The sequence below is a fragment of the Mucilaginibacter metallidurans genome (assembly GCF_003286435.2).
Lineage (GTDB): Bacteria > Bacteroidota > Bacteroidia > Sphingobacteriales > Sphingobacteriaceae > Mucilaginibacter > Mucilaginibacter gossypii.
On sequence record NZ_CP043449.1, the window covers coordinates 7,111,964 to 7,132,674 of the forward strand.

A 20,711-nucleotide genomic window follows, 5' to 3' on the forward strand; every position below is an offset into this window, starting at 1 on the left:
TATTTCGGTACCCCACATGCCGGTATACCGTCCGTATGGCGTAGGCCAAGTAAGTGGGGGCCTGAAACAAGTTCAGGATGACGGTATAGTATAAAAAACGGAGTATCATTTCTGATACTCCGTTTTGTTTTTGGAAGATTAATTGTATTTTGGACACATCCAATTTGCCTTTTAAAAATATGAAAACCTTCTTATCTGCCTTAGTCTTGACAGTTATAACATTTGTATCCTTCGCACAGGAAAAACCGATGCTGCTTTATCCTAAAGGTGTTCCCAATTCAAAAAAAGCCCCGGCAGCTTATGTTGAAAAAACAGACAACAGGAGCTGGATCACCATGGTAACTGAGCCAACGCTGACGCCTTACCTGCCCGAAAAAGGTAAAGCTAACGGCGCTGCCATTGTTGTTTGCCCTGGCGGTGGCTATTCAGGACTGGCTTCAGATCATGAAGGTAAAGCCGTAGCACAAGCCTTCGCTCAAATTGGGGTGACCGCTTTTGTGTTAAAATATCGTTTACCAAGTGATGATATTATGGCTGATAAATCTATTGGGCCGCTACAGGATGCGCAAATGGCCATATACACCGTACGTAAAAATGCCGCAGAATGGAATATCAACCCATCTAAAATAGGTATTATCGGTTTCTCGGCCGGGGGCCACCTAGTATCAACGGAAGGAACTCATTTTGATAAACCGGTTATTGAAGATAAAGAAAACATCAGCGTACGCCCTGATTTTATGATGCTGATCTATCCTGTAATTTCTTTTGGTGAATATGCCCATGTTGGCTCGAGGGAAAACCTAATAGGTAAAAACCCATCGGCAGCGCAGTTAGATCTGTATTCGAACGAAAAACAGGTTACTGCCAATACCCCGCCGACATTTTTAGTGCACGCCGAGGATGATAACGTAGTGCCTGTGCAAAACAGTCTGTTATTTTATGATGCCCTCTTAAAAAATAAAGTGAAGGCCGAAATGCATCTTTTCCAGGAAGGCGGTCATGGCTTCGGGATGAACAATTCTAAAAATAAAGGTAAGTGGTTTGAATGGGCTGCCGCGTGGCTGGAGGAGAACGGCTTTTTGAGCGGGAAGTAATCCCGCTGGAACGAAATTTTTCTGCTTTAAAAACAGTAAGCTAATTTTATTGTTGAGGTAAACAGTCTTTTTTTGAAAGCTTGAAGTTCGACCTTAATGATGATTTTATGTTGAAAAGAATACTGTTAGCAGCGTTGCTTGTTGCCGGTGCCTGCTTTAATGTTATCGCCCAATCCATCAAATACAAAAGCGTATCTAATCAGGACCTTACTTACGTTTTAAACAATCTGCAAAAGCGCTATGTGTATACCGATCATAAAACGCTGAACATAGCGGTGTACCTGGTAGCGGATCAGCAAGGAGATGTTGATGCCCCTGCAGATTGTAAAACGCCCGGTTCTATCTACATAGCAGTATCTGAAGTTAAGCCCCTGCCTCAACAGTATGTTTATAAACTGAACCCGGTTTGCGACCCGAAGTTTGTAAATTGGATCAAATCAAAAAAGATGTATAAGATAGCATTCAGCTACGGGGCGTCGGCTAAAAGGAAAACAGCTACGGTTGGGATTACGTTGAAGAAGCTGGTGGTGGAGTAAAACGTTGATGTTTAAAAACGGGTGTCATGCTCAGTGATTTAAATCCGGTGGCCTCTGAAGGTAAAATGACATTTGCGTCACACGTCATTGCTGTAAGGAATGAAGCAACCCCCGACAGGCTGGTAACGGGCTTCATTAGTATTTGACTTACATCGTCGCGCTCTTGGTCGCGCGGGGCCAGTTACTTTTGTCGCCACAAAAGTAACCAAAAAGGCTTGCAGCAGAGAGGCTTCTTTGCGCACAACCTGGCCTCATAGCCATCGGCGCGGCCTTCACCCTGCAAAACGAACAGAACCACGGGCTGCAATTATTTTGCCCCGATTCGCACGCAATGCCTCCGCTTCTGAAAAAACTTGCCATGCCCCTGCAGCCGCACCGCCCAGCATCGTTCTGCTCGTTTTCATCCGAAGCTGATCTGCTGCGAAAAACCACATTTTTTATCTTGTCATGGGTAGCCCGTAGGAGCATAGTGGGTAGGGCCTCTGCGCTCAAGTCTTCGACAGGCTCAAACTGATAGGCTTCTTTTGTAGTCACATCTTCATGTCCGCCGGACTTTCAAACTTAGCATGAGTTTTATCAACTAATATCCATTATCCCAACAATTTTATCTCCGTCAAAAGTGAAAATTGAATGCCCTTTCAGATTTAACTCATCACCTTTCTTTAAGCCATTTGGCAGGTCGGCGGCTAAAATTGCGTTATAGTCAATAGCTATTTCGGTTTTGTTGCCGGTGTGTTTAAAAGACCGGATAATTTGCTCGCGGCGTTCAAAAAGCTCAGTTGCGTGTTCGGCCTGGCTCCTGAATGCTGCTATACCATCAAGCTCCATATCCACATCACCGTTTGATATGTTTTGAAATTTAACGGATGGTGCGAGGTTTTTAAGCATGTCTTCAACATCAAAGTTGTTATAGGCCTTTACATAATTGCTGATGATAAGTTCGCGTTGCTGCATAAGCTAAAGATAATGATTATGCCAGCGTATAAACGATCTGTAAGGGATTATTTAATCATTCCCAAATTCGGCACATAAGCACCGCCTACAGGCAGCAAAAATCCATTTACTGTTACCTGATGGCGTTCTATCTTATCAATTTTATTTACAGCGGCAATAAACGACCGATGGATCCTGATAAACTTCTCAGTCGGAAGCAAGGCCTCAATTTCAGTGATGGTCATGCGGGTAAGCACTTTGCTATCCTTTAATATAAAATTTACATAATTACCTGTGGCTTCTAAATGATAAATGTCGTCGAAGTTAACGCGCACCTGCTCATAGCCGGTTTTCAGGAAAATGTAATCCTTAACCTCGGCCGTGTTCCTGAAACTGTAAAGTTCATAGGCTTTGTTGCAGGCTTTTATGAACCGGGTAAGCGCGAAGGGTTTCAATAAATAATCTACCGCGTCCAGTTCAAAGCTGGTAACAGCGTGTTCGGTGTAGGCGGTGGTAAATATCACCAGCGGTTTTTTATTGAGACATGTTAACAGATCGATGCCCGAAATATCGGGCATCTTAATATCCAGGAACAACAGGTCCACAGGTTCGCGCTGCAGATAATCCATCGCTTTAAAGGCATCGGTAAACTCGGCTTTGAGGTCAACAAAAGGCACTTTTGAAGCATGCGAGCGGATCACATCAAGTGCTATAGGTTCGTCATCAATGGCTATGGCAGTAATCAAAGCTTATTGCAGTTGTATAGTTAAATGTATGAAAAAATCTTTGGCGCTTTCGCGGATCACCAACTCGTGTTTGTTAGCATATAAAAGTGCCAGCCGCTGTTTAACATTCTCCAGTCCTACACCATTGTTGTATTTTTCGGTATCGTTAACCACTTTAGGACGGATGCTGTTGTGTACATCAAAGTAAAGCGTGTTTTCTTTGGTTTGCAGGCTAATGTTGATATGCGAAGGTTCGCGCAGGCTGATGCCGTGTTTAAAGGCGTTTTCAATAAAAGGGATCAACAGCATAGGTGCAATTTGCAGGGCAGTCATATGCTCCTCAATCTGCAATATGATGGTAATGTCTGGCGATGTTTGCGTGCGGAGCTTTTGCAGGGCAATGTAATTGTTCAGGTAATCGATCTCGCGTACCAGCAAGATCTTTTCCTGCATGTTTTCCTGTAACATAAAACGCATCATATCGCCCAGTCGCTGTACACCTTCGGCTGTACGTTCGGCATCTTCCTGTAAAGCTGTTCCGTAAAGTGTATTTAATGCGTTAAACAGGAAATGCGGGTTAATTTGTGAGCGAAGAAAATCCAGATCGGCAGTAGAGCGGCCCAGGGCTGTTTTTAGGTAGGTGATCTCCTGGTTACCCGCCAGTTTGCGTTTGTAAACTATCCAGGCAAAGGGGCCTGTAATCAGAATCTGTATACCGCAATTGAAGCCGAAAATAATGAGCACGGGATCTTTTTGATCAAAAATTAAAGCAGTTATAAAGCCTATCGGCACCCCGATAATGATCATAATGCCAATAATCTTTAACAGGTAATTAAATATTCCGCGGTTATTGCTTAATGTTTGTGGAATGAGACTGTAAAATGATAAGGCATAAATACCAATAGCTACCGGACCTACGATCACGAACGTGCTTATCAACTCAATCGGTGCATCAAAAAGCGCCATAAAAAACGCAATGATCATGAAAACCACAATTGCAATAATGCAATCGTGAGTAAGCACCCTGTATTTTGTCTGGATTTTTTCGACATTCCCTAACAGGAAACTTGCCGAATACTTGATCATGCTGTAAAAAGTAAGCATCATCATTACCCATAAAGCATATAATACATTTGTCTTAAAAACGATGTTATATACGTATTCGGCAGATTTATGGTAAAACAGGTAGCCCTTTAACCAGGTATCGGTTATACCGAATAAACCCCAGAGGGCAACAAGCAGGGCTGCCGCCAAAATAATGTTCCAGGCAATTCGTCTTTTTTCGGCAAGGGCAGGAACAATAACAAAGTTCCAAAGTAAAAAAGCACCATAGTAGCCGGTATATCTAAATACTTCGGGGAAAAAGTAAAATTTAGAATAGGAGTAGTGGAGGTGATAGTTGTTGAACATGTACCTGTATGGGGTCCATATTTCTTTATAATTGCTGTCGGCAACTTTGGTTAACAGCAGTATAACAGCAAAAGTATAAATAGTGCTTGCGGCCCAAAATTCAATTTTGCCAAGGTTAAGGTTTTTTTTCAGGAGATCGTTCATCGTATTTTGAATTATGCCAGCAAGGTATAATGCACAATACTACTGAATAAATAAATGGGATGAAACACAGTATCGGTGTGATGAAGAGCCCCTAACCCCTAAAGGGGGAACAAATAGCAGGTGAAAAGATGAAATCCTGCAAATCAAAAGCACCCCTTTAGGGGCGGGGGGGGCTTCCATGATATTTAGCAGCTCATTCAACTCCCTCACCTTTTCTGCCGAGCCAGATTTTCATAAGCGCTGATGAGGTTGCGGAGTACTCGTTTAATAATATCGGTATTAGAGCAGGGCTCGTAAAATTGCTTATCAAACTTAAGGTTAAGCTGTTTCAAGAACATATCCACATCGCGCCTGCCGAACAGGAAGCCTTTGTTAAAGGCGTTGATATAAAACAGGATCCCGCTTTCAAACTCGCTTTGCATACTCTCGTCAAGATAGGCGAGGATAAAATGCTGGGGAAGATTTACGCCGTAAACAGGGATATCCAGCTTTTGTGCAATGATAGAGTATATAATCGCCAATGAGATCTGGTTGCCTTTTTTAGTTTCCAATACCTGGCTCAGATAGCTGTTTTGCGGATCGAGGTGATTGGCTGTATTACCGCTAAAGCCGTAGATATTGTAAAACACATGGTTAATGAGCTTGATCTGCTCTTTTGGACTGGCCTCGTTCATCATCTGGATCCAGATATCTCGTTTAATAGCTTCTATCTGGTTAATTACCTTTTGCTCATCAAGGTCGGGATATTGGTATCGGTTAATGATGAGGATGCCCTGCAACAAATCGAATGCGCCGCTTTGGTTCCAAAGTTTTAAATCGTTTTTAAGATTACTGAACTGAATTTCATGTACCAGGTTGGCAATGCGTTCTTGTTGAATAGGGTCAAAAGCCTGTTCAAAGGCCGACTCGAGATAAGTAATAGCCTCTGCTCCATATGAAAACAATTTGTTATACACATGCTCAAAGATCTCGCTGTCCGGATCATCCAGCAGGCGGATCAATGAATTTACTTCAGTTGGATTTATCATACGCTGTAATGCTAAAATACTAAACCTTTTCTATTTTTACAGCAATGTATAATATAAGGTATGGGCTTAATTACCTGCGGCACCGTTTTTTGGCCAACAACAGGCACGGCATACACTCTCCATTTGTTTACAAGCTGATTGATACGGTTATCTACGATTATCGAGGCCAAAAAGTGTACCGCGATATTAAAAAAATCGCCCAAAAACAACATTCTGACAAGGGTGTGATAAATACACTGCCGTTAAAATTTTACCATCTGCTTTATAGGTTTTGTGTTTACCTTGAGCCACAAACGATATTGTTAGCTGATGCGGAGGATTACATCACCGAATTTGTTATTAAACAATCTAACCCCGAGGTTCAAAGTGTTTCATCAACAACATTAGGCATTCGCCAGGTTGACATGATACTGGCAGATGCCTTAAAACAAAGACCTGTTAGTTATCTTGAAAAGATTATTCCGTCTATCCATGATGACAGCGTTATAATATTTACAAACATCTATCGCAATGCATCCACCAGGCAATCATGGGAGCAGCTTAAACTAAACCAGCAGGTTAGGGTAACTATTGATCTCTTTTATATCGGCCTGGTATTTTTTAAGCCAGGAATGAGTAAGGAAGATTTTAGGGTGAGATATTGATATTTGTCTGAATCAGAATTTACAGAATTTTAGAATTTTCTGAATTTGACAGTTTAATCTTCGCTAAATATCAAGCCCCTATTTCTTACAATTCTGCGAATCCTGAAATTCTGTAAATTCTGATTCAGACAACCTTAAAACGACTGTCCCAACGCAATATAAAAGCCTGTTAGCCTTTTTTCGTTAGGGATCTTCTGGCCTACGCCATAGTCAATACGTACGGCAAGCCCTTTTTCTACATCAAAAAAGTAACGGATGCCGCCGCCATAGTTGGGTTTTAGTTCGGATGTGCTGAAGCTGCTTTTAAAAACTTCGCCCCCGCCAACAAAGCCGGCAAACCCAATGCGGTCGCTTAAACGGTAGCGTAGTTCGGCCTGGCCGGCAATCATGTTACGGTCGCGGAAACGGCCATTGTAATAACCGCGCATCAGTTCGTCGCTTCCCAGGCCGGGTAGTAAATAAAATGGCGAAGTGCTGCCGGTAAGGCTTTGTTCCTGCACATCGAGGCCGAGTACCCATTTAGGTGCCAGCAAAAAAAACTGCGAGTATTCGATATTAAAGAATCCGCCTTTATAGTCATTATTGCCAAACATGCCGTGTATAGCCTGGAAATAGGCGTTTACGATGAGCCCTTTGGTGGTGTATGTATTATTGTTTCTGTTATCGAATGTGATGGTTGGTCCTATATAGGCGCTTGGACCACCGCCATGGTCTTCAACGCGAGGATCGGTATAAAATATACCTGTCTTATCATCGTCTCTGAATTTGTAATCCCAGGCACCGCCTGTTATGCCGGCATACAGGTTATTGGATATTTTTTTTTCGGCGGTAAAATTAACCTTGAACCGCTTTTGACCAATCCTGTCGGAATTGGCCTCTAATGTATTGTTGCCGATACCATAAAAGTTGAAAGGGAAATTGATGTAACTGATGCCGGCTGTAAGGTGATAGTTGTTTCCGGGTGTCCAGTAGCTGGTAGTAAGGCTTAAGCGGCTCTGGCCTTTGGTAGTAATGGAGGCATAGCCAAAAACATTGGATACCCTTGTATTGAGTTTTGAAGTATCGGTATAAAAAGAAAGGAGGCCCGCACCGCCAACTTCAAGGCCGGTTTCCGGGGCGGAGCTTAATACAGGCAAAATAACAAAACTGCTTTTGCGGGTGGTATCTTTATCAAAATACATTCGCTTTACAATGCGGGAGATTTGTGAAAAGGCACTGGTTGAAAAAGCGCAGACCAATATTAAGGTAACAAGTTTCTTCATAGATGTTTGTCGTGGCTAATATAACCCATTTTGTTTTATAAGGTTCTGCGAACGGGCATTTTTAAAATTAGGATGACAATATGCTGAAGGGGTAGGGGACAGGAAGCTAACTTTAGGCATGAAATGGTTATAAAAAGATAAAGGTTCATTTAAAATTCAATTTAACTAAAATGTCTACTTTTGCGGCTGAAATTTTATTGAAATATTATGAGCACTACAAGAGGACCTATTTCGCAGTTTATTGAAAGAAATTATCTGCACTTTAACGCCGCGGCATTAATGGATGCAGCTAAAGGCTATGAAACACACCTTGAAGAAGGCGGTAAAATGATGGTAACCTTGGCCGGTGCCATGAGTACAGCCGAGCTGGGTATTTCACTGGCCGAAATGATCCGCCAGGATAAAATTGCTATTATATCATGTACAGGTGCTAACCTTGAAGAGGATATCATGAACCTTGTGGCACACTCACACTACAAAAGGGTGCCTAACTACCGCGACCTGAGCCCTCAGGAAGAATGGGACCTGCTCGAAAATCACTATAACCGTGTTACTGATACCTGTATTCCTGAAGAAGAAGCTTTCCGCCGTTTGCAAAAACACATTCATAAAATTTGGAAAGATGCTGATGACAGTGGCGAGCGCTATTTCCCACATGAATATATGTACAAAATATTGTTGAGCGGCGAGCTGGAGCAATACTATGAAATTGATCCTAAAAACTCATGGATGCTGGCTGCTGCCGAAAAGAACCTGCCTATCGTAGTACCAGGCTGGGAAGACTCAACCATGGGCAACATCTTTGCTTCATACGTAATTAAAGGTGAGCTTAAAGCTTCAACCATGAAAAGCGGTATCGAATACATGGCATGGCTGGCCGACTGGTATACTAAAAATTCATCTGGCAAAGGCATCGGCTTTTTCCAGATAGGTGGTGGTATAGCCGGCGACTTCCCGATATGTGTTGTGCCGATGCTTTACCAGGATATGGAAATGCATGACGTGCCATTCTGGAGCTATTTCTGCCAGATCTCAGATTCAACTACTTCGTATGGTTCGTACTCGGGCGCAGTTCCGAACGAAAAAATAACCTGGGGCAAGCTTGACATCCACACACCTAAGTTTATTGTAGAGAGCGATGCTACGATTGTTGCACCGCTTATTTTTGCCTGGTTATTAAAACAATAGATAAAATTTTATAATTAAAGTTGGATAATAATTATTCCCTAAAAATGTCAAATGACATTAATATGCATTTAGCAGCGTTTAAACGCAGTTTTTTGTCTATTTAGAACGATTATAAATTATAGGTTGGTGTCATTTATGTGTCACCGATAGTGTATAAAATTATACTTTTGTGCCTGTAATTATCCGATGAAACATACATCTTACAACAGTTTCAATCATTAATATAAAAATTATTTAGCATAAATACACTGTATGAGAAGTTTCTCATTGATTCTTAAACAATTCTCAAGGTCGGTTTTACTGATTGCCGGGTTTGCTTTTTGGAGTTTATCAACTGCGTACGCGCAAACTGACGCTGCTAAAGGCGAGGCCATTTTCAAATCAAAATGTACTACCTGTCACAAAATCGACACCCGTTTAATTGGTCCGGCATTAGGCCCGCAGCTTACTCAAGAAACCGACGATAAGTATCTTATCCAGTGGATTCAGAATAACCAGGCGCTGATTGCTGCTAAAAACCCTAAGGCACTCAAAATTTATAATGAGTATAACCAGTCGGGCATGACCGTATTCGCTGACCTTAGCGATGCCGACGTAGGCAACATTATTACCTACGTTCGTACTACCTGGAAAGACATGCAGGCTAAACCTGCAGGCGGTGCTACCGCTGCTCCGGGTGCGAAAGTTGAAAGCGGCCCGAGCGATATGGTTGTTTACGGTTTGATCGGTATTATCGTTATCGCTTTCATCGTTATCCTGGTACTAAACAGGGTAGTAGGTTCTTTAGAGCGCATTTTGCTTAAAAACAAAGATCTTATTATTGAAGACGAGGTTGTTACTCCGGAAGGTGCTGTAGCGGTTGATGCTAAAAAGGAATTTATCACTAAGATCCTTAAAAACAAAAAACTGGTATTCTTTATATTGGTTGCCGGTACCGTTGCAATGTGCAGCTGGGGTTGGGTTACTTTATGGAACACCAACGTTCACCAGGGTTACCAGCCGGTGCAACCTATTAAATACTCGCATGAGTTACACGCCGGTATCATGAAAATTGATTGCCAGTACTGTCACTCAGGTGCATACAAGTCAAAAAATGCCTCTATCCCTTCATTAAACGTGTGTATGAACTGCCACAAGGTTGTTAAAACCGAATCGGAAGAGATTCACAAGATTTATGACGCTCTGGGTTACGATCCAAAAACACAGAAGTATGACAGCACCGCGGCTAAACCAATTCAGTGGGTACGTATCCACAACCTGCCCGACCTGGCTTACTTTAACCACTCACAACACGTAAAAGTTGGCGGGATTAAATGTCAGCAGTGCCACGGCCCGGTACAGGAAATGAAAGAGGTTTACCAATACTCTCCGCTTACCATGAAATGGTGTATCCAATGCCACAAACGTACCGAAGTTAACGGTAAAGGCAATGCTTACTATGACAGCATCCTGGCTGCACACGATAAGATCAAGAAAGGTGAGAAAGTTACAGCCGCCGTATTGGGTGGTATCGAGTGCGGTAAGTGTCACTATTAATAAAAAGAATTTAGCATTACAGTTTATACAGCTTAAATGGACAGCAATAAAAAATACTGGAAAGGTTTAGAAGAACTAAACAGAACACCAGAATTTGTTGAGAAAAATAAGAACGAATTTGCAGAGCCAATTCCTATCGAGGAAGTGCTTAGTGGATCTGGTTTATCAGCTAAAACTCCCCGCCGCGACTTTTTAAAAGCGCTTGGCTTTGGTGTTGGTGCGGTTACATTGGCAGCTTGTCAGAAAGTGCCGGTGCATAAATCAATTCCGTACCTGATCAAACCTGAAGAGGTTACCCCGGGTGTGGCTAACTATTACTCTTCAAGCTATGAAGGTCAGGCTATTTTGGTTAAAACCCGAGAAGGTCGTCCTATCAAAGTAGAAGGTAACCCTAACGATGTGTTTTCAAAAGGTGGTTTAAGCGCCCAGGCCCAGGCTTCGGTACTTGACCTGTATGATGTTAACCGTTTAAAAGACCCTAAGTTAAAAGGTGTCGAAGCAGGTTGGGCCGAGGTTGATGCTTATGTAATGAAAGAGCTTGCAGCTGTTGCTGCATCAGGAAAAGGTATCCGTTTGGTTACTTCAACTGTATACAGCCCTTCAACCTTAGCAGTTATTGCCGAGTTCATCGCTAAATACCCTACTACAAAACATATCAATTATGATGCGGTTTCCTACACCGGTATCATTCAGGCTAATCAAAACAGTTTTGGTAAAGCAGTATTGCCTCACTACAATTTTGATAAAGCCGATGTAATTGTAAGCTTTGGTGCTGATTTCTTAGGCACATGGATCTCTGGCGAAGAATTTACCCGCCAGTACGTTTCAAACCGTAACAGCAAATCGCTGGCCAACAAAAAAATGTCTCGTCACATTCAGTTTGAAACTGGTATGAGCATGACCGGTACTAACGCCGATGCCCGTATCACTACCAAACCATCTGAAATTGGCGTTGCATTAATAAATCTTTACAATGCAATCTCTGGTACTACTTTACCTGGTTCAAAAGCAACCGGCAGCAAAAAAGTTGATACCGCTATCCAGTTAGCCGCTAAAGAATTAGTAGCAGCTAAAGGAAAAGCATTGGTTGTTTCAGGTTCAAACGATGTTGCTACACAAGTATTGGTAAACGCTATCAACTCATTGTTAGGTAGCTACGGTACTACTATCGATTTGGATAACCCATCAAAACAATACGCCGGTAACGACGCTGCATTTGTTGAATTTGTAAGCGAAGTAAAACGCGGTGATGTTGGCGCAGTGTTCTTCCTGAATGCTAACCCTGCTTATGATTACTATAAAAATGATGAGTTTAAAGCAGCGTTGAAAAACGTTCGTTTAACAGTATCATTTGCTGATCATGACGACGAGACAGCTTTATTAGCTACTGTTAATGCTCCAAACCACCATTATTTAGAGACATGGGGCGATGCTAACGCTGTTGAAGGTTACTACACAGTAGTTCAGCCAACAATTAATCCGGTTTACAACACCCGCCAGGCAGAGCACAGCTTACTGGTTTGGATGGAAAACCCAATAAAAGATTACTACACTTACGTACGCAAAACCTGGGATTCGGGTTTGTTGGCAAAAGGAGGCTTGTCTGGTCAAAAAGGATGGGAAACCTTATTGCAAACAGGTATGATTATAGCTGCTCCAGCAACCGCAGGCGCTTACAGCTTTAGTCTTGACCTTGCCGGTGTAACCCAAAAAATATTAACCCAAAGCAAAGCTGTTGCCGCTGAAGGTGACAAATTTGAATTACAGCTTTATGTAAGCCAGGCTATAGGTGATGGTAAACGTGCCAACAACCCATGGTTGCAGGAACTTCCTGATCCGGTTTCAAAAGTTACCTGGGATAACTTTGCTGCCATGTCAATTTCTGATATGAAGAAATTGAAACTGGAAGAAGGTGATGTGATCAAGATTGAAGCTAACGGTTACTCAGTTGAGTTACCGGTGTTAGCCCAGCCTGGTCAAACTCAGGGAACTTTATCTGTTGCTGTAGGCTATGGCCGTACAAATGCTGGCCCGGTTGGTAACAACGTTGGTAAAAATGCTTTCCCGTTCTTTAGCTTAAGTAATGGTACTTTCCAAACTGCAGCGGTAGCGTCATTTAAATCGGCCGGTTACAAATCGCCGCTTGCACAAACACAAACCCACCACTCGTACGAGGGCAGGAGCGTGATCCGCGAGGCTACTTTTGTTGAATACAAAAAGAACCCTGCTGCTGGAAGCGGTAATGAGCACGGTCGTAAAGATTACAATGCCGAATCGCTTTGGGATAACCATGATCGCCCTGTTTATGACTGGGTAATGGCTATCGACCTTAACGCTTGTACCGGTTGCGGTGCTTGTGTGGTTGCATGTTCTGCAGAAAATAACATCCCGGTTGTAGGTAAAGATGAGGTTTCACGTCGTCGTGAAATGCACTGGATCCGTATCGACCGCTACTATAGTTACAATGACCATGGCAACAGCGAAGAAGCAGTTACCAAAGAAAAGGAAATTGATAAGCTTGAGAACTTTGACAATGTATCGGTTGTTCACCAGCCAATGCTTTGTCAGCACTGTGACCACGCACCTTGTGAAACTGTGTGCCCGGTATTAGCTACCGTTCACTCGTCAGAAGGTTTAAACCACATGGCTTACAACCGTTGCGTAGGTACACGTTATTGCGCTAACAACTGTCCGTTCAAAGTACGTCGCTTTAACTGGTTCAACTACTGGAACGATGCACGTTTTGATAACTACCTGCAAGGTGAGCATACACAATTAGTGCTTAATCCGGATGTGGTTACACGTTTCCGTGGTGTTATGGAAAAATGCTCAATGTGTATCCAACGTATCCAAGCTGGTAAACTGAAAGCTAAAATTGAAAAACGCCCGCTTAAAGATGGCGAAATCAAAATGGCTTGTCAGCAAACATGTTCTGCCAACGCTATCGTATTCGGTAACAGGAATGATCCTAACTCTGAAGTTTCAAAAGCACTTGCAAGCGAAAGAACTTACTACGTGCTTGAAGAACTTAACGTACAACCAGGTATTGGTTACCAGACAAAAGTTAGAAATATAATAGAAACTGAAGCTCAGGCATAAATTTTTATATACAGAGATTAAGATATATGGCATCTCATAGTGAATCAATAATAAGGGAACCGTTAATTACGGGTAAGGACATCACGTATGCAAAAATTACGAATGATGTATTACGCCCTGTAGAAAATATGCCGGGTAGAGCCTGGTGGATCGGCTTTAGTGTAGCCTCGCTTGGCGCCTCGCTTTGGGTTTTCGCAATCAGCTGGACCTTCTGGTTCGGTTTGGGCGAATGGGGCCTGAACAAAACAGTAGGATGGGCCTGGGACATTACCGGTTTCGTATGGTGGGTAGGTATCGGTCACGCCGGTACGCTTATCTCGGCGGTATTGTTACTGTTCCGTCAAAACTGGCGTAACTCTATCAACCGCTCGGCCGAAGCGATGACAATCTTCGCGGTAATTTGTGCGGCTACTTATATCGCCGCTCACATGGGCCGTCCGTGGATGGCTGTCTATTCATTACCGTTGCCAAACCAATACGGCTCGTTATGGGTAAACTGGAACTCACCGCTTATCTGGGACGTATTTGCGATCTCAACATACTTCTCGGTTTCATTGGTATTCTGGTACACAGGTTTATTGCCTGATATCGCTACCATCCGTGACCGTGCACAAGGTATCCGCCGCCGTATCTACTCGGTATTGTCATTCGGCTGGACAGGTTCAGTTAAAACCTGGCAACGTTTTGAAACAGTATCATTGATCCTGGCAGGTGTTTCAACCCCACTGGTACTTTCGGTACACACCATCGTATCAATGGACTTTGCAACTTCATTGGAACCGGGATGGCACACTACCATCTTCCCTCCATACTTCGTTGCAGGTGCGATCTTCTCGGGTTTCGCCATGGTACAAACCCTGTTGCTTATTGCACGTAAGGTTTTAGGTCTGGAAAACTACATCACCATGTTCCACATCGAATCGATGAACAAAATCATCATGTTAACAGGTTCGATAGTAGGTGTGGCTTACTTAACAGAGTTGTTCATCGCTTTCTACTCTCAAAACGAGTATGAGCAATATGCTTTCGCAAACCGTATCGCTGGTCCGTACTGGTGGGCTTACTGGAGCATGATGACCTGTAACGTAATTACCCCTCAGCTGTTCTGGTTCAAAAAGATCCGTACCAACATTCCGTTGTCATGGGTACTGTCAATCGTGGTTAACATCGGTATGTGGTTTGAGCGTTTCGTAATTATAGTAACCTCACTGCACCGCGACTTTATACCATCAAGCTGGGCTATGTTCTATCCAACCTGGGTTGACGTAAGTGTGTTCATCGGTTCAATTGGTGTATTCTTTACCATGTTCCTGTTGTTCATCAGGGTATTACCTTCTGTGGCTATGGCCGAAGTGAAATTACTGCTGAAAAGCTCAAGCGAGCAGGCCAAGAAGAAACTTATGGACGAAGGCCATGTTGTACCGGCCGAAGCAGAATTTTACATCGCTTCGCTGGAGAAATTTGATAGTGTTGAACAGTCTGAATACTTAAAAGCATAATACTAATGAGTAGCACTAAATATATATTAGGCGTTTTTGATGATCCCGATGAAATGATGCACGGGATTGATAAGCTGCAAAAGAACAGCGTACCTATTTATGACGTTTATACGCCTATGCCTATCCACGGTATTGAGGCTAAATTGAACATTAAGGATTCGCGTTTAGGTTATGCAGCATTTATGTTCGGTTGTTTGGGCGGTACCATTATGTTCAGCATGGTTTATTATATGCTTGTTCATGATTGGCCTATCAATATCGGTGGTAAAAACTTCTTTGCTATCCCGGATTTTATCCCGGTTACATTTGAGTGGACGGTATTATGGACTTCATTTGGTATGACCTTTACTTTCTTCTTCGCAAGTCACCTTTTCCCGGGCCGTGCGCCAAGGGTAATGGACCTGCGTGCAACTGATGATAAGTTTGTAATAGCGATCAATGCTAAAGGAAACATTTCTCACGACGATATAACTAATTTACTAAAAGAAGCGGGCGCTACAGAAGTTAAGCATAACGACAGAAAATATGTTAGCTATGAATAAAATTAAAATATTAGGAACAATTGTTACTATTATCGCTGCTTCGATAATTTTTACATCGTGCAAGGATAAAAGGAGTACCGGCTGGGAGTATGCACCTAATATGTACGAGCATTTGGCATACGATCCGGATCAAAAAAATAACAATTTTAAAGATGGTAAAACTGCTCAGGTACCACCTGCCGGAACTATCCCGGTTGGCTTTACCAAATTTGATTATCCAAATACCAAAGAAGGTTATGAATTAGCCAGTGTTGAGGTTAAATCTGTACTGGCACAAACTCAGGCTAACTACGCCGAAGGTAAGATTTTGTTTGAGCACTTTTGCTCACCTTGCCATGGTGTTAACGGTCAGGGTGACGGTTTAGTGGTACAGCACGGTTATCCGGCCCCTCCATCATATTCGAAAGGCCAGTCATCACGCGGTGGTAACATGAAAGACCTTACAGACGGTAAAATTTATCATACCATTACTTACGGTGTAAATGCTATGGGTTCATACGCTTCTCAGCTTGCTCCCGAAGAACGCTGGAAAGTGATCATGTATGTTCACCATTTACAAACCTTATAAGAAAAAGATATTAATGAAGACTCATAATAATTTTGACGGGCAATACGAATTTGTCGGCAAAGCCAAAACATGGAGCTTAATATGCATCGTGATTGGTTTGGTTGCCATACTTGGTGGCTTTGCGCTTGGCTACGCTGAGCGTACCTTTGCCAACCTGTTGCTAATGACCTATTACTTTGCAGCGGTTTGTATGTGCGGTATTTTCTTTTGCGCCGTGCAATATGCAGCACAAGCTGGTTGGTCTGCATCAATGATCAGGATTCCACAAGCTTTTGGTAAAGTTTTGCCGATAGCAGCAATTACTCTTATTGTGGTAGTTATCGCAGGGTTTTCATTAACACATACAGTAACCAATGAAGAAGGTAAGCAGGTTGTAGCTCCTTACCTGTACAAAATTTGGGCTGCTGCCGGTGTTACTGATCCTCATAACGAAAATTACAACGCCATTATAGCTGGCAAAGCCGGTTACATGAATAAAGTTGGATTTATAATCCGTTTAATTTGCTTCCTTGGTTCATATTGCATATTTGGTCGTTTATTGGCTAAATATTCAGAAGCGGAAGATGATTTGGGCGGCATGTTCTACTACAAAAAGAGCTTTAACATGTCATGCTTATTCCTGGTGATCTTTGGTTTTACTACACCAATATACGCGTTCGATACCATCATGTCATTAGAAGCAGAATGGTTCTCAACTATGTTTGGTTGGTATAACTTCGCAGCAATGTGGGTTAGCGGTTTATCTGTTATTACACTTACATTAATCAGGTTAAAACGTATTGGTTACTTTGAATGGGTTTCAGAAGATCATATGCATAGCTTAACCAAGTTTATCTTCGGTTTCTCTATCTTCTGGACTTACGTATGGTTTGCTCAGTTCTTGCTGATTTACTATGCTAACATGCCTGAGGAAACAGTTTACTTCTTTAAACGCTGGGAGCCTGAGTTTAAACCTTGGTTCTGGATCAACATCGTAGTAAATTTCCTTACTCCTTTATTAGTGTTGATGTCACGTGACTCTAAACGTATCTATCGTACTGTTGAGATTATGTGTATTATCCTGATTGTTGGTCACTGGTTAGATTACTTTATGATGATCATGCCTGGTACAGTTGGCCCAACTTCATCATGGTTAACTGAGATTGGCCCGATTGAGATAGGCGTGTTCTTAGGTTTCGGAGGTTTATTTACCTTCACTGCGATGACAGCTTTAACCAAGTTCAAATCGTTGGTTCCTAAAAAACACCCGTTCTTACAGGAAAGCCTTCATCATCACATATAATAATTATTACATTTGCACCATATACAGAATACCAAACAGCTTACTAAAATGGGATTCAGAAAACTAATAAATTCTAAAAAACTACTATCGTTCTTCGCTGCGTTTATGCTCCTGGGCACAAACCTGCTGATGGCGCAAACTGCGGCAGGTGCTGCTCCGGGCCAGGAAGAGGCCCCTAAGGTTGACTGGACCGGGATTGCGTATTATGTGCTTATATTTTTCCTGATCTGCTTAGGCGTTGCCATTGTTGGTAAAATCCTCAAGATCTACGATCTTACTTTAAAGATGCAGGGCAAAAAAGGCATTAAGTGGAATACCGTGATGGCTGTAATTTGTATTGTTTTCCTTTTTGTAGGTTTATACGGTGCTTACTGGTCATTTACCGAACAGGGCAGTATGACATTGCCGGAAGCCGCTTCGGCTCATGGCGTTAAAATAGATGAGATGTTTACCGTCACTACTGTTTTAACAATGATAGTATTTTTTGTTACCCAGATCCTGCTGTTTACATTCCTGTTCCAATACCGTCATTCTGATAAACGTCGTGCACACTTCCTGCCTCACAATAATACCATCGAAAAAGTTTGGACAATTGCACCAGCCATCGTTCTGACTATCCTGGTTGTGTTTGGTTTCTTTACCTGGCAGAAGATCATGAACAGCGAAAATCTTAAAGATGATATCAATATAGATGTAACCGGTCACCAGTTTGCCTGGGAATTGCGTTACCCTGGTAAAGATGGTGTATTAGGCCCCAAAGATTTCCGTTTGGTTACAGGCGCTAACTTGTTAGGTGTTAACTTTAAAAAGAAAAGCAGTTTTGATGACTTGAAGGTTGATACTATGTATCTGCCGGTTAACAAATCAATCAGGCTGAATATTCTTGCACAGGACGTGATCCATAGCGTTTATATGCCTCACTTCAGGGTTCAGTTGAACGCGGTACCTGGTTTACCAACCTTCTTTAAATTTACCCCGACTATTACTACCGCAGAAATGCGTACCAAATTAGACGACCCTAAATTTGAATATACCCTTTACTGCAACAAAATATGCGGTGGAAGCCATTACAACATGCAAAAAGTTGTGCGTGTTGTTTCTGAAGCCGAATATCAGTCATGGCTGTCAAGGCAAAAACCTTACCTCAATGATGCTTTAAGAAAAGAGCTTCATTTTGCAGCAGCAAACAACGAGCAAAGCGGTGCTTCAACAAATAGGTTAGCGTTAAATAATTAATAAAGATAAGAAATAGAGATATGTCAACATTAGCAGTTCACGACCACGCAGGAGCCCACCACGACGAACACGGTCACGAACACCATCATGACCAATCATTCCTGTCTAAATATGTATTTAGCATGGACCACAAGATGATTGCCAAGCAATTCCTGATTACAGGTATTACGATGGCGGTTATCGCAATGATTTTGTCAATCCTGTTTAGGATCCAGCTTGCTTACCCTGATAAAACGTTCCCGCTGTTAACAACTTTGTTGGGTCGTTTTGCACCCAACGGTCGTATCAGCCCCGATTTTTACCTTGCTTTGGTTACCATACACGGTACTATCATGGTATTCTTCGTACTAACTGCCGGGTTGAGCGGTACTTTTGCCAACTTATTAATTCCATTGCAGGTAGGTGCACGTGATATGGCTTCGCCTTTCATGAACATGCTTTCATACTGGTTCTTCTTTTTAGCCAGCGTTATCATGTTGTCATCTTTCTTTGTACAAAAAGGCCCTGCCAGCGGTGGCTGGACAATCTATCCGCCATTATCTGCATTGCCAAAAGCAATGCCGGGTTCAGGCGAGGGTATGACCCTTTGGCTGATCAGTATGGTACTGTTCGTTGCATCATCATTAATGGGTGGTATCAACTACGTAAGTACTGTATTAAACATGCGTACAAAAGGCATGGATCTTTGGAAAATGCCATTAACTATCTGGGCTTTATTCCTTACTGCTATATTAGGTATCCTTGCTTTCCCGGTTTTAGTTGCCGGTGTAGTATTGTTGATATTTGACCGCAGCGTTGGTACAAGCTTCTATTTATCTGATATCGTATTAAACGGCGTACAGCAACCATTTGAAGGTGGTAGCCCGATCCTGTTCCAGCACTTGTTCTGGTTCCTTGGTCACCCGGAAGTATATATCGTTATTATGCCTGCGATGGGTATCTCATCTGAGGTAATGTCGGTAAACTCACGTAAACCAATCTTTGGTTACCACGCGATGGTTTACTCTCTGATCGGTATCACGGTATTATCGTTTATCGTATGGGGCCACCACATGTTTGTTACAGGTATGAATCCATTCCTGGGTGGTGTGTTCATGATCACTACGTTGATCATCGCGGTTCCATCGGCAGTAAAAACATTTAACTGGTTAGCTACGCTTTGGCGCGGTAACATCAGGTTTACACCTGCTATGCTGTTCGCTATCGGTATGGTATCGTTCTTTATCTCTGGTGGTTTAACAGGTATCTTCCTGGGTAACGCTACTTTGGATATCAACTTACATGATACTTACTTTGTGGTTGCCCACTTCCACCTGGTAATGGGTTCGGCTGCTATATTTGGTATGCTTGCAGGTGTTTACCACTGGTTCCCTAAAATGTTCGGCCGTATGATGGACGAGAAATTAGGCTACCTGCATTTCTGGTTAACATTTATCTGTGCTTACCTGGTATTCTTCCCAATGCACTTTATGGGTCTTGACGGTGTTCCACGTAGATATTATGCCTTCACCGAATTTGCTTCAATGCAAAAATGGTTAACCATCAATACATTTGTAACCTGGGCTGCTATTATCGCTGCACTTACCCAATTTGGTTTCCTTTATAACTTCTTTGTATCTATCTTCAAAGGACAAAAAGCAACTCAAAACCCATGGGAGTCAAATACACTTGAGTGGACTACTCCTGTTGAGCACTTACACGGCAACTGGCCGGGCGAAATTCCAACCGTTTATCGTTGGCCATATGATTACAGCAAACCAGGTGCAGAAGAGGATTATATCCCTCAAACTGTTCCTTACTCGCAAACTATGAGCTCAAACCTTCCGCACGATTTTGAAGATAATCCTGCAGGTTTGGAAGAACTTAATAAGTTTACAAGTACGCTGAAAGCAAACGAACAAGTAAAATAATTTATACTTATCTGATCTTTTAGGGTACCATCCTAATTTGAAGATTTGAAAATGTGGGAAATTTGAAAATCGATA

The 20,711-nt window shown here is 42.4% G+C and carries 16 protein-coding genes and 1 pseudogene; 12 read left to right on the forward strand and 5 right to left on the reverse strand.

Annotation, left to right across the window (positions count from 1 at the left end; all coding sequences use genetic code 11):
• Positions 1-179 precede the first annotated feature (179 nt).
• Together DIU38_RS30745 and DIU38_RS30750 are read left to right on the forward strand one after the other, a co-directional pair.
• Positions 180-1,094 carry an alpha/beta hydrolase gene (locus tag DIU38_RS30745; RefSeq protein WP_112654006.1) on the forward strand — a complete coding sequence of 305 codons (915 nt, stop codon included), beginning with the start codon at positions 180-182 and terminating at the stop codon, positions 1,092-1,094.
• A 107-nt stretch (positions 1,095-1,201) separates the two neighbouring features.
• Positions 1,202-1,630 (forward strand): hypothetical protein, encoded by a 429-nt coding sequence (locus tag DIU38_RS30750; RefSeq protein ID WP_146750357.1) that lies wholly within the window; start codon positions 1,202-1,204, stop codon positions 1,628-1,630.
• A gap of 576 nt (positions 1,631-2,206) precedes the next feature.
• Here the strand turns inward: DIU38_RS30750 and DIU38_RS30755 are convergent.
• From DIU38_RS30755 to DIU38_RS30770, 4 genes and pseudogenes are all read right to left on the reverse strand, one after another.
• Complete coding sequence (locus tag DIU38_RS30755) at positions 2,207-2,584, reverse strand: nuclear transport factor 2 family protein (RefSeq protein WP_112654003.1); 378 nt, start codon at positions 2,582-2,584, stop codon at positions 2,207-2,209.
• A gap of 47 nt (positions 2,585-2,631) precedes the next feature.
• On the reverse strand, positions 2,632-3,309 hold the full coding sequence (locus DIU38_RS30760; RefSeq protein WP_243770616.1) for a LytR/AlgR family response regulator transcription factor: 678 nt from the start codon (positions 3,307-3,309) through the stop codon (positions 2,632-2,634).
• 3 nt (positions 3,310-3,312) lie between these two features.
• A complete protein-coding gene (locus DIU38_RS30765) occupies positions 3,313-4,842 on the reverse strand; it encodes a sensor histidine kinase (RefSeq protein WP_208057651.1) in 1,530 nt (509 codons plus the stop codon).
• 174 nt (positions 4,843-5,016) lie between these two features.
• Positions 5,017-5,870, reverse strand: a pseudogene (locus DIU38_RS30770) (transglutaminase family protein); the annotation flags it as partial.
• A gap of 44 nt (positions 5,871-5,914) precedes the next feature.
• Here DIU38_RS30770 and DIU38_RS30775 point away from each other — a divergent pair.
• Entirely contained in the window at positions 5,915-6,514 is a 600-nt protein-coding gene (locus DIU38_RS30775) for a hypothetical protein (protein WP_112654001.1), read from the forward strand.
• Positions 6,515-6,648: 134 nt separating this feature from the next.
• Here DIU38_RS30775 and DIU38_RS30780 read toward each other — a convergent pair whose 3' ends face one another.
• Positions 6,649-7,776: a BamA/TamA family outer membrane protein gene (locus DIU38_RS30780; protein WP_112654000.1), complete on the reverse strand. Its 1,128-nt coding sequence runs from the start codon at positions 7,774-7,776 to the stop codon at positions 6,649-6,651.
• Between the two features lie 207 nt (positions 7,777-7,983).
• Here DIU38_RS30780 and DIU38_RS30785 point away from each other — a divergent pair, with 207 nt between their 5' ends.
• From DIU38_RS30785 to DIU38_RS30825, 9 genes are all read left to right on the forward strand, one after another.
• Positions 7,984-8,964 carry a deoxyhypusine synthase family protein gene (locus DIU38_RS30785; protein ID WP_090530168.1) on the forward strand — a complete coding sequence of 327 codons (981 nt, stop codon included), beginning with the start codon at positions 7,984-7,986 and terminating at the stop codon, positions 8,962-8,964.
• A 252-nt stretch (positions 8,965-9,216) separates the two neighbouring features.
• On the forward strand, positions 9,217-10,500 hold the full coding sequence (locus tag DIU38_RS30790; protein ID WP_112653999.1) for a cytochrome c3 family protein: 1,284 nt from the start codon (positions 9,217-9,219) through the stop codon (positions 10,498-10,500).
• A gap of 36 nt (positions 10,501-10,536) precedes the next feature.
• Positions 10,537-13,599: a TAT-variant-translocated molybdopterin oxidoreductase gene (locus DIU38_RS30795; RefSeq protein WP_112653998.1), complete on the forward strand. Its 3,063-nt coding sequence runs from the start codon at positions 10,537-10,539 to the stop codon at positions 13,597-13,599.
• Positions 13,600-13,625: 26 nt separating this feature from the next.
• Complete coding sequence (gene nrfD / locus DIU38_RS30800; RefSeq protein ID WP_112653997.1) at positions 13,626-15,098, forward strand: NrfD/PsrC family molybdoenzyme membrane anchor subunit; 1,473 nt, start codon at positions 13,626-13,628, stop codon at positions 15,096-15,098.
• A gap of 5 nt (positions 15,099-15,103) precedes the next feature.
• A complete protein-coding gene (locus DIU38_RS30805) occupies positions 15,104-15,640 on the forward strand; it encodes a DUF3341 domain-containing protein (protein WP_090530157.1) in 537 nt (178 codons plus the stop codon).
• On the forward strand, positions 15,624-16,208 hold the full coding sequence (locus DIU38_RS30810) for a c-type cytochrome (RefSeq protein ID WP_112653996.1): 585 nt from the start codon (positions 15,624-15,626) through the stop codon (positions 16,206-16,208). The genes DIU38_RS30805 and DIU38_RS30810 overlap by 17 nt, the downstream gene beginning before the upstream one ends.
• Positions 16,209-16,221: 13 nt before the next feature.
• A complete protein-coding gene (locus DIU38_RS30815; protein WP_090530151.1) occupies positions 16,222-17,490 on the forward strand; it encodes a quinol:cytochrome C oxidoreductase in 1,269 nt (422 codons plus the stop codon).
• Positions 17,491-17,538: 48 nt separating this feature from the next.
• A complete protein-coding gene (locus DIU38_RS30820; RefSeq protein ID WP_090530148.1) occupies positions 17,539-18,726 on the forward strand; it encodes a cytochrome c oxidase subunit II in 1,188 nt (395 codons plus the stop codon).
• A gap of 20 nt (positions 18,727-18,746) precedes the next feature.
• On the forward strand, positions 18,747-20,636 hold the full coding sequence (locus tag DIU38_RS30825; protein ID WP_175490027.1) for a cytochrome c oxidase subunit I: 1,890 nt from the start codon (positions 18,747-18,749) through the stop codon (positions 20,634-20,636).
• Positions 20,637-20,711: the final 75 nt, after the last annotated feature.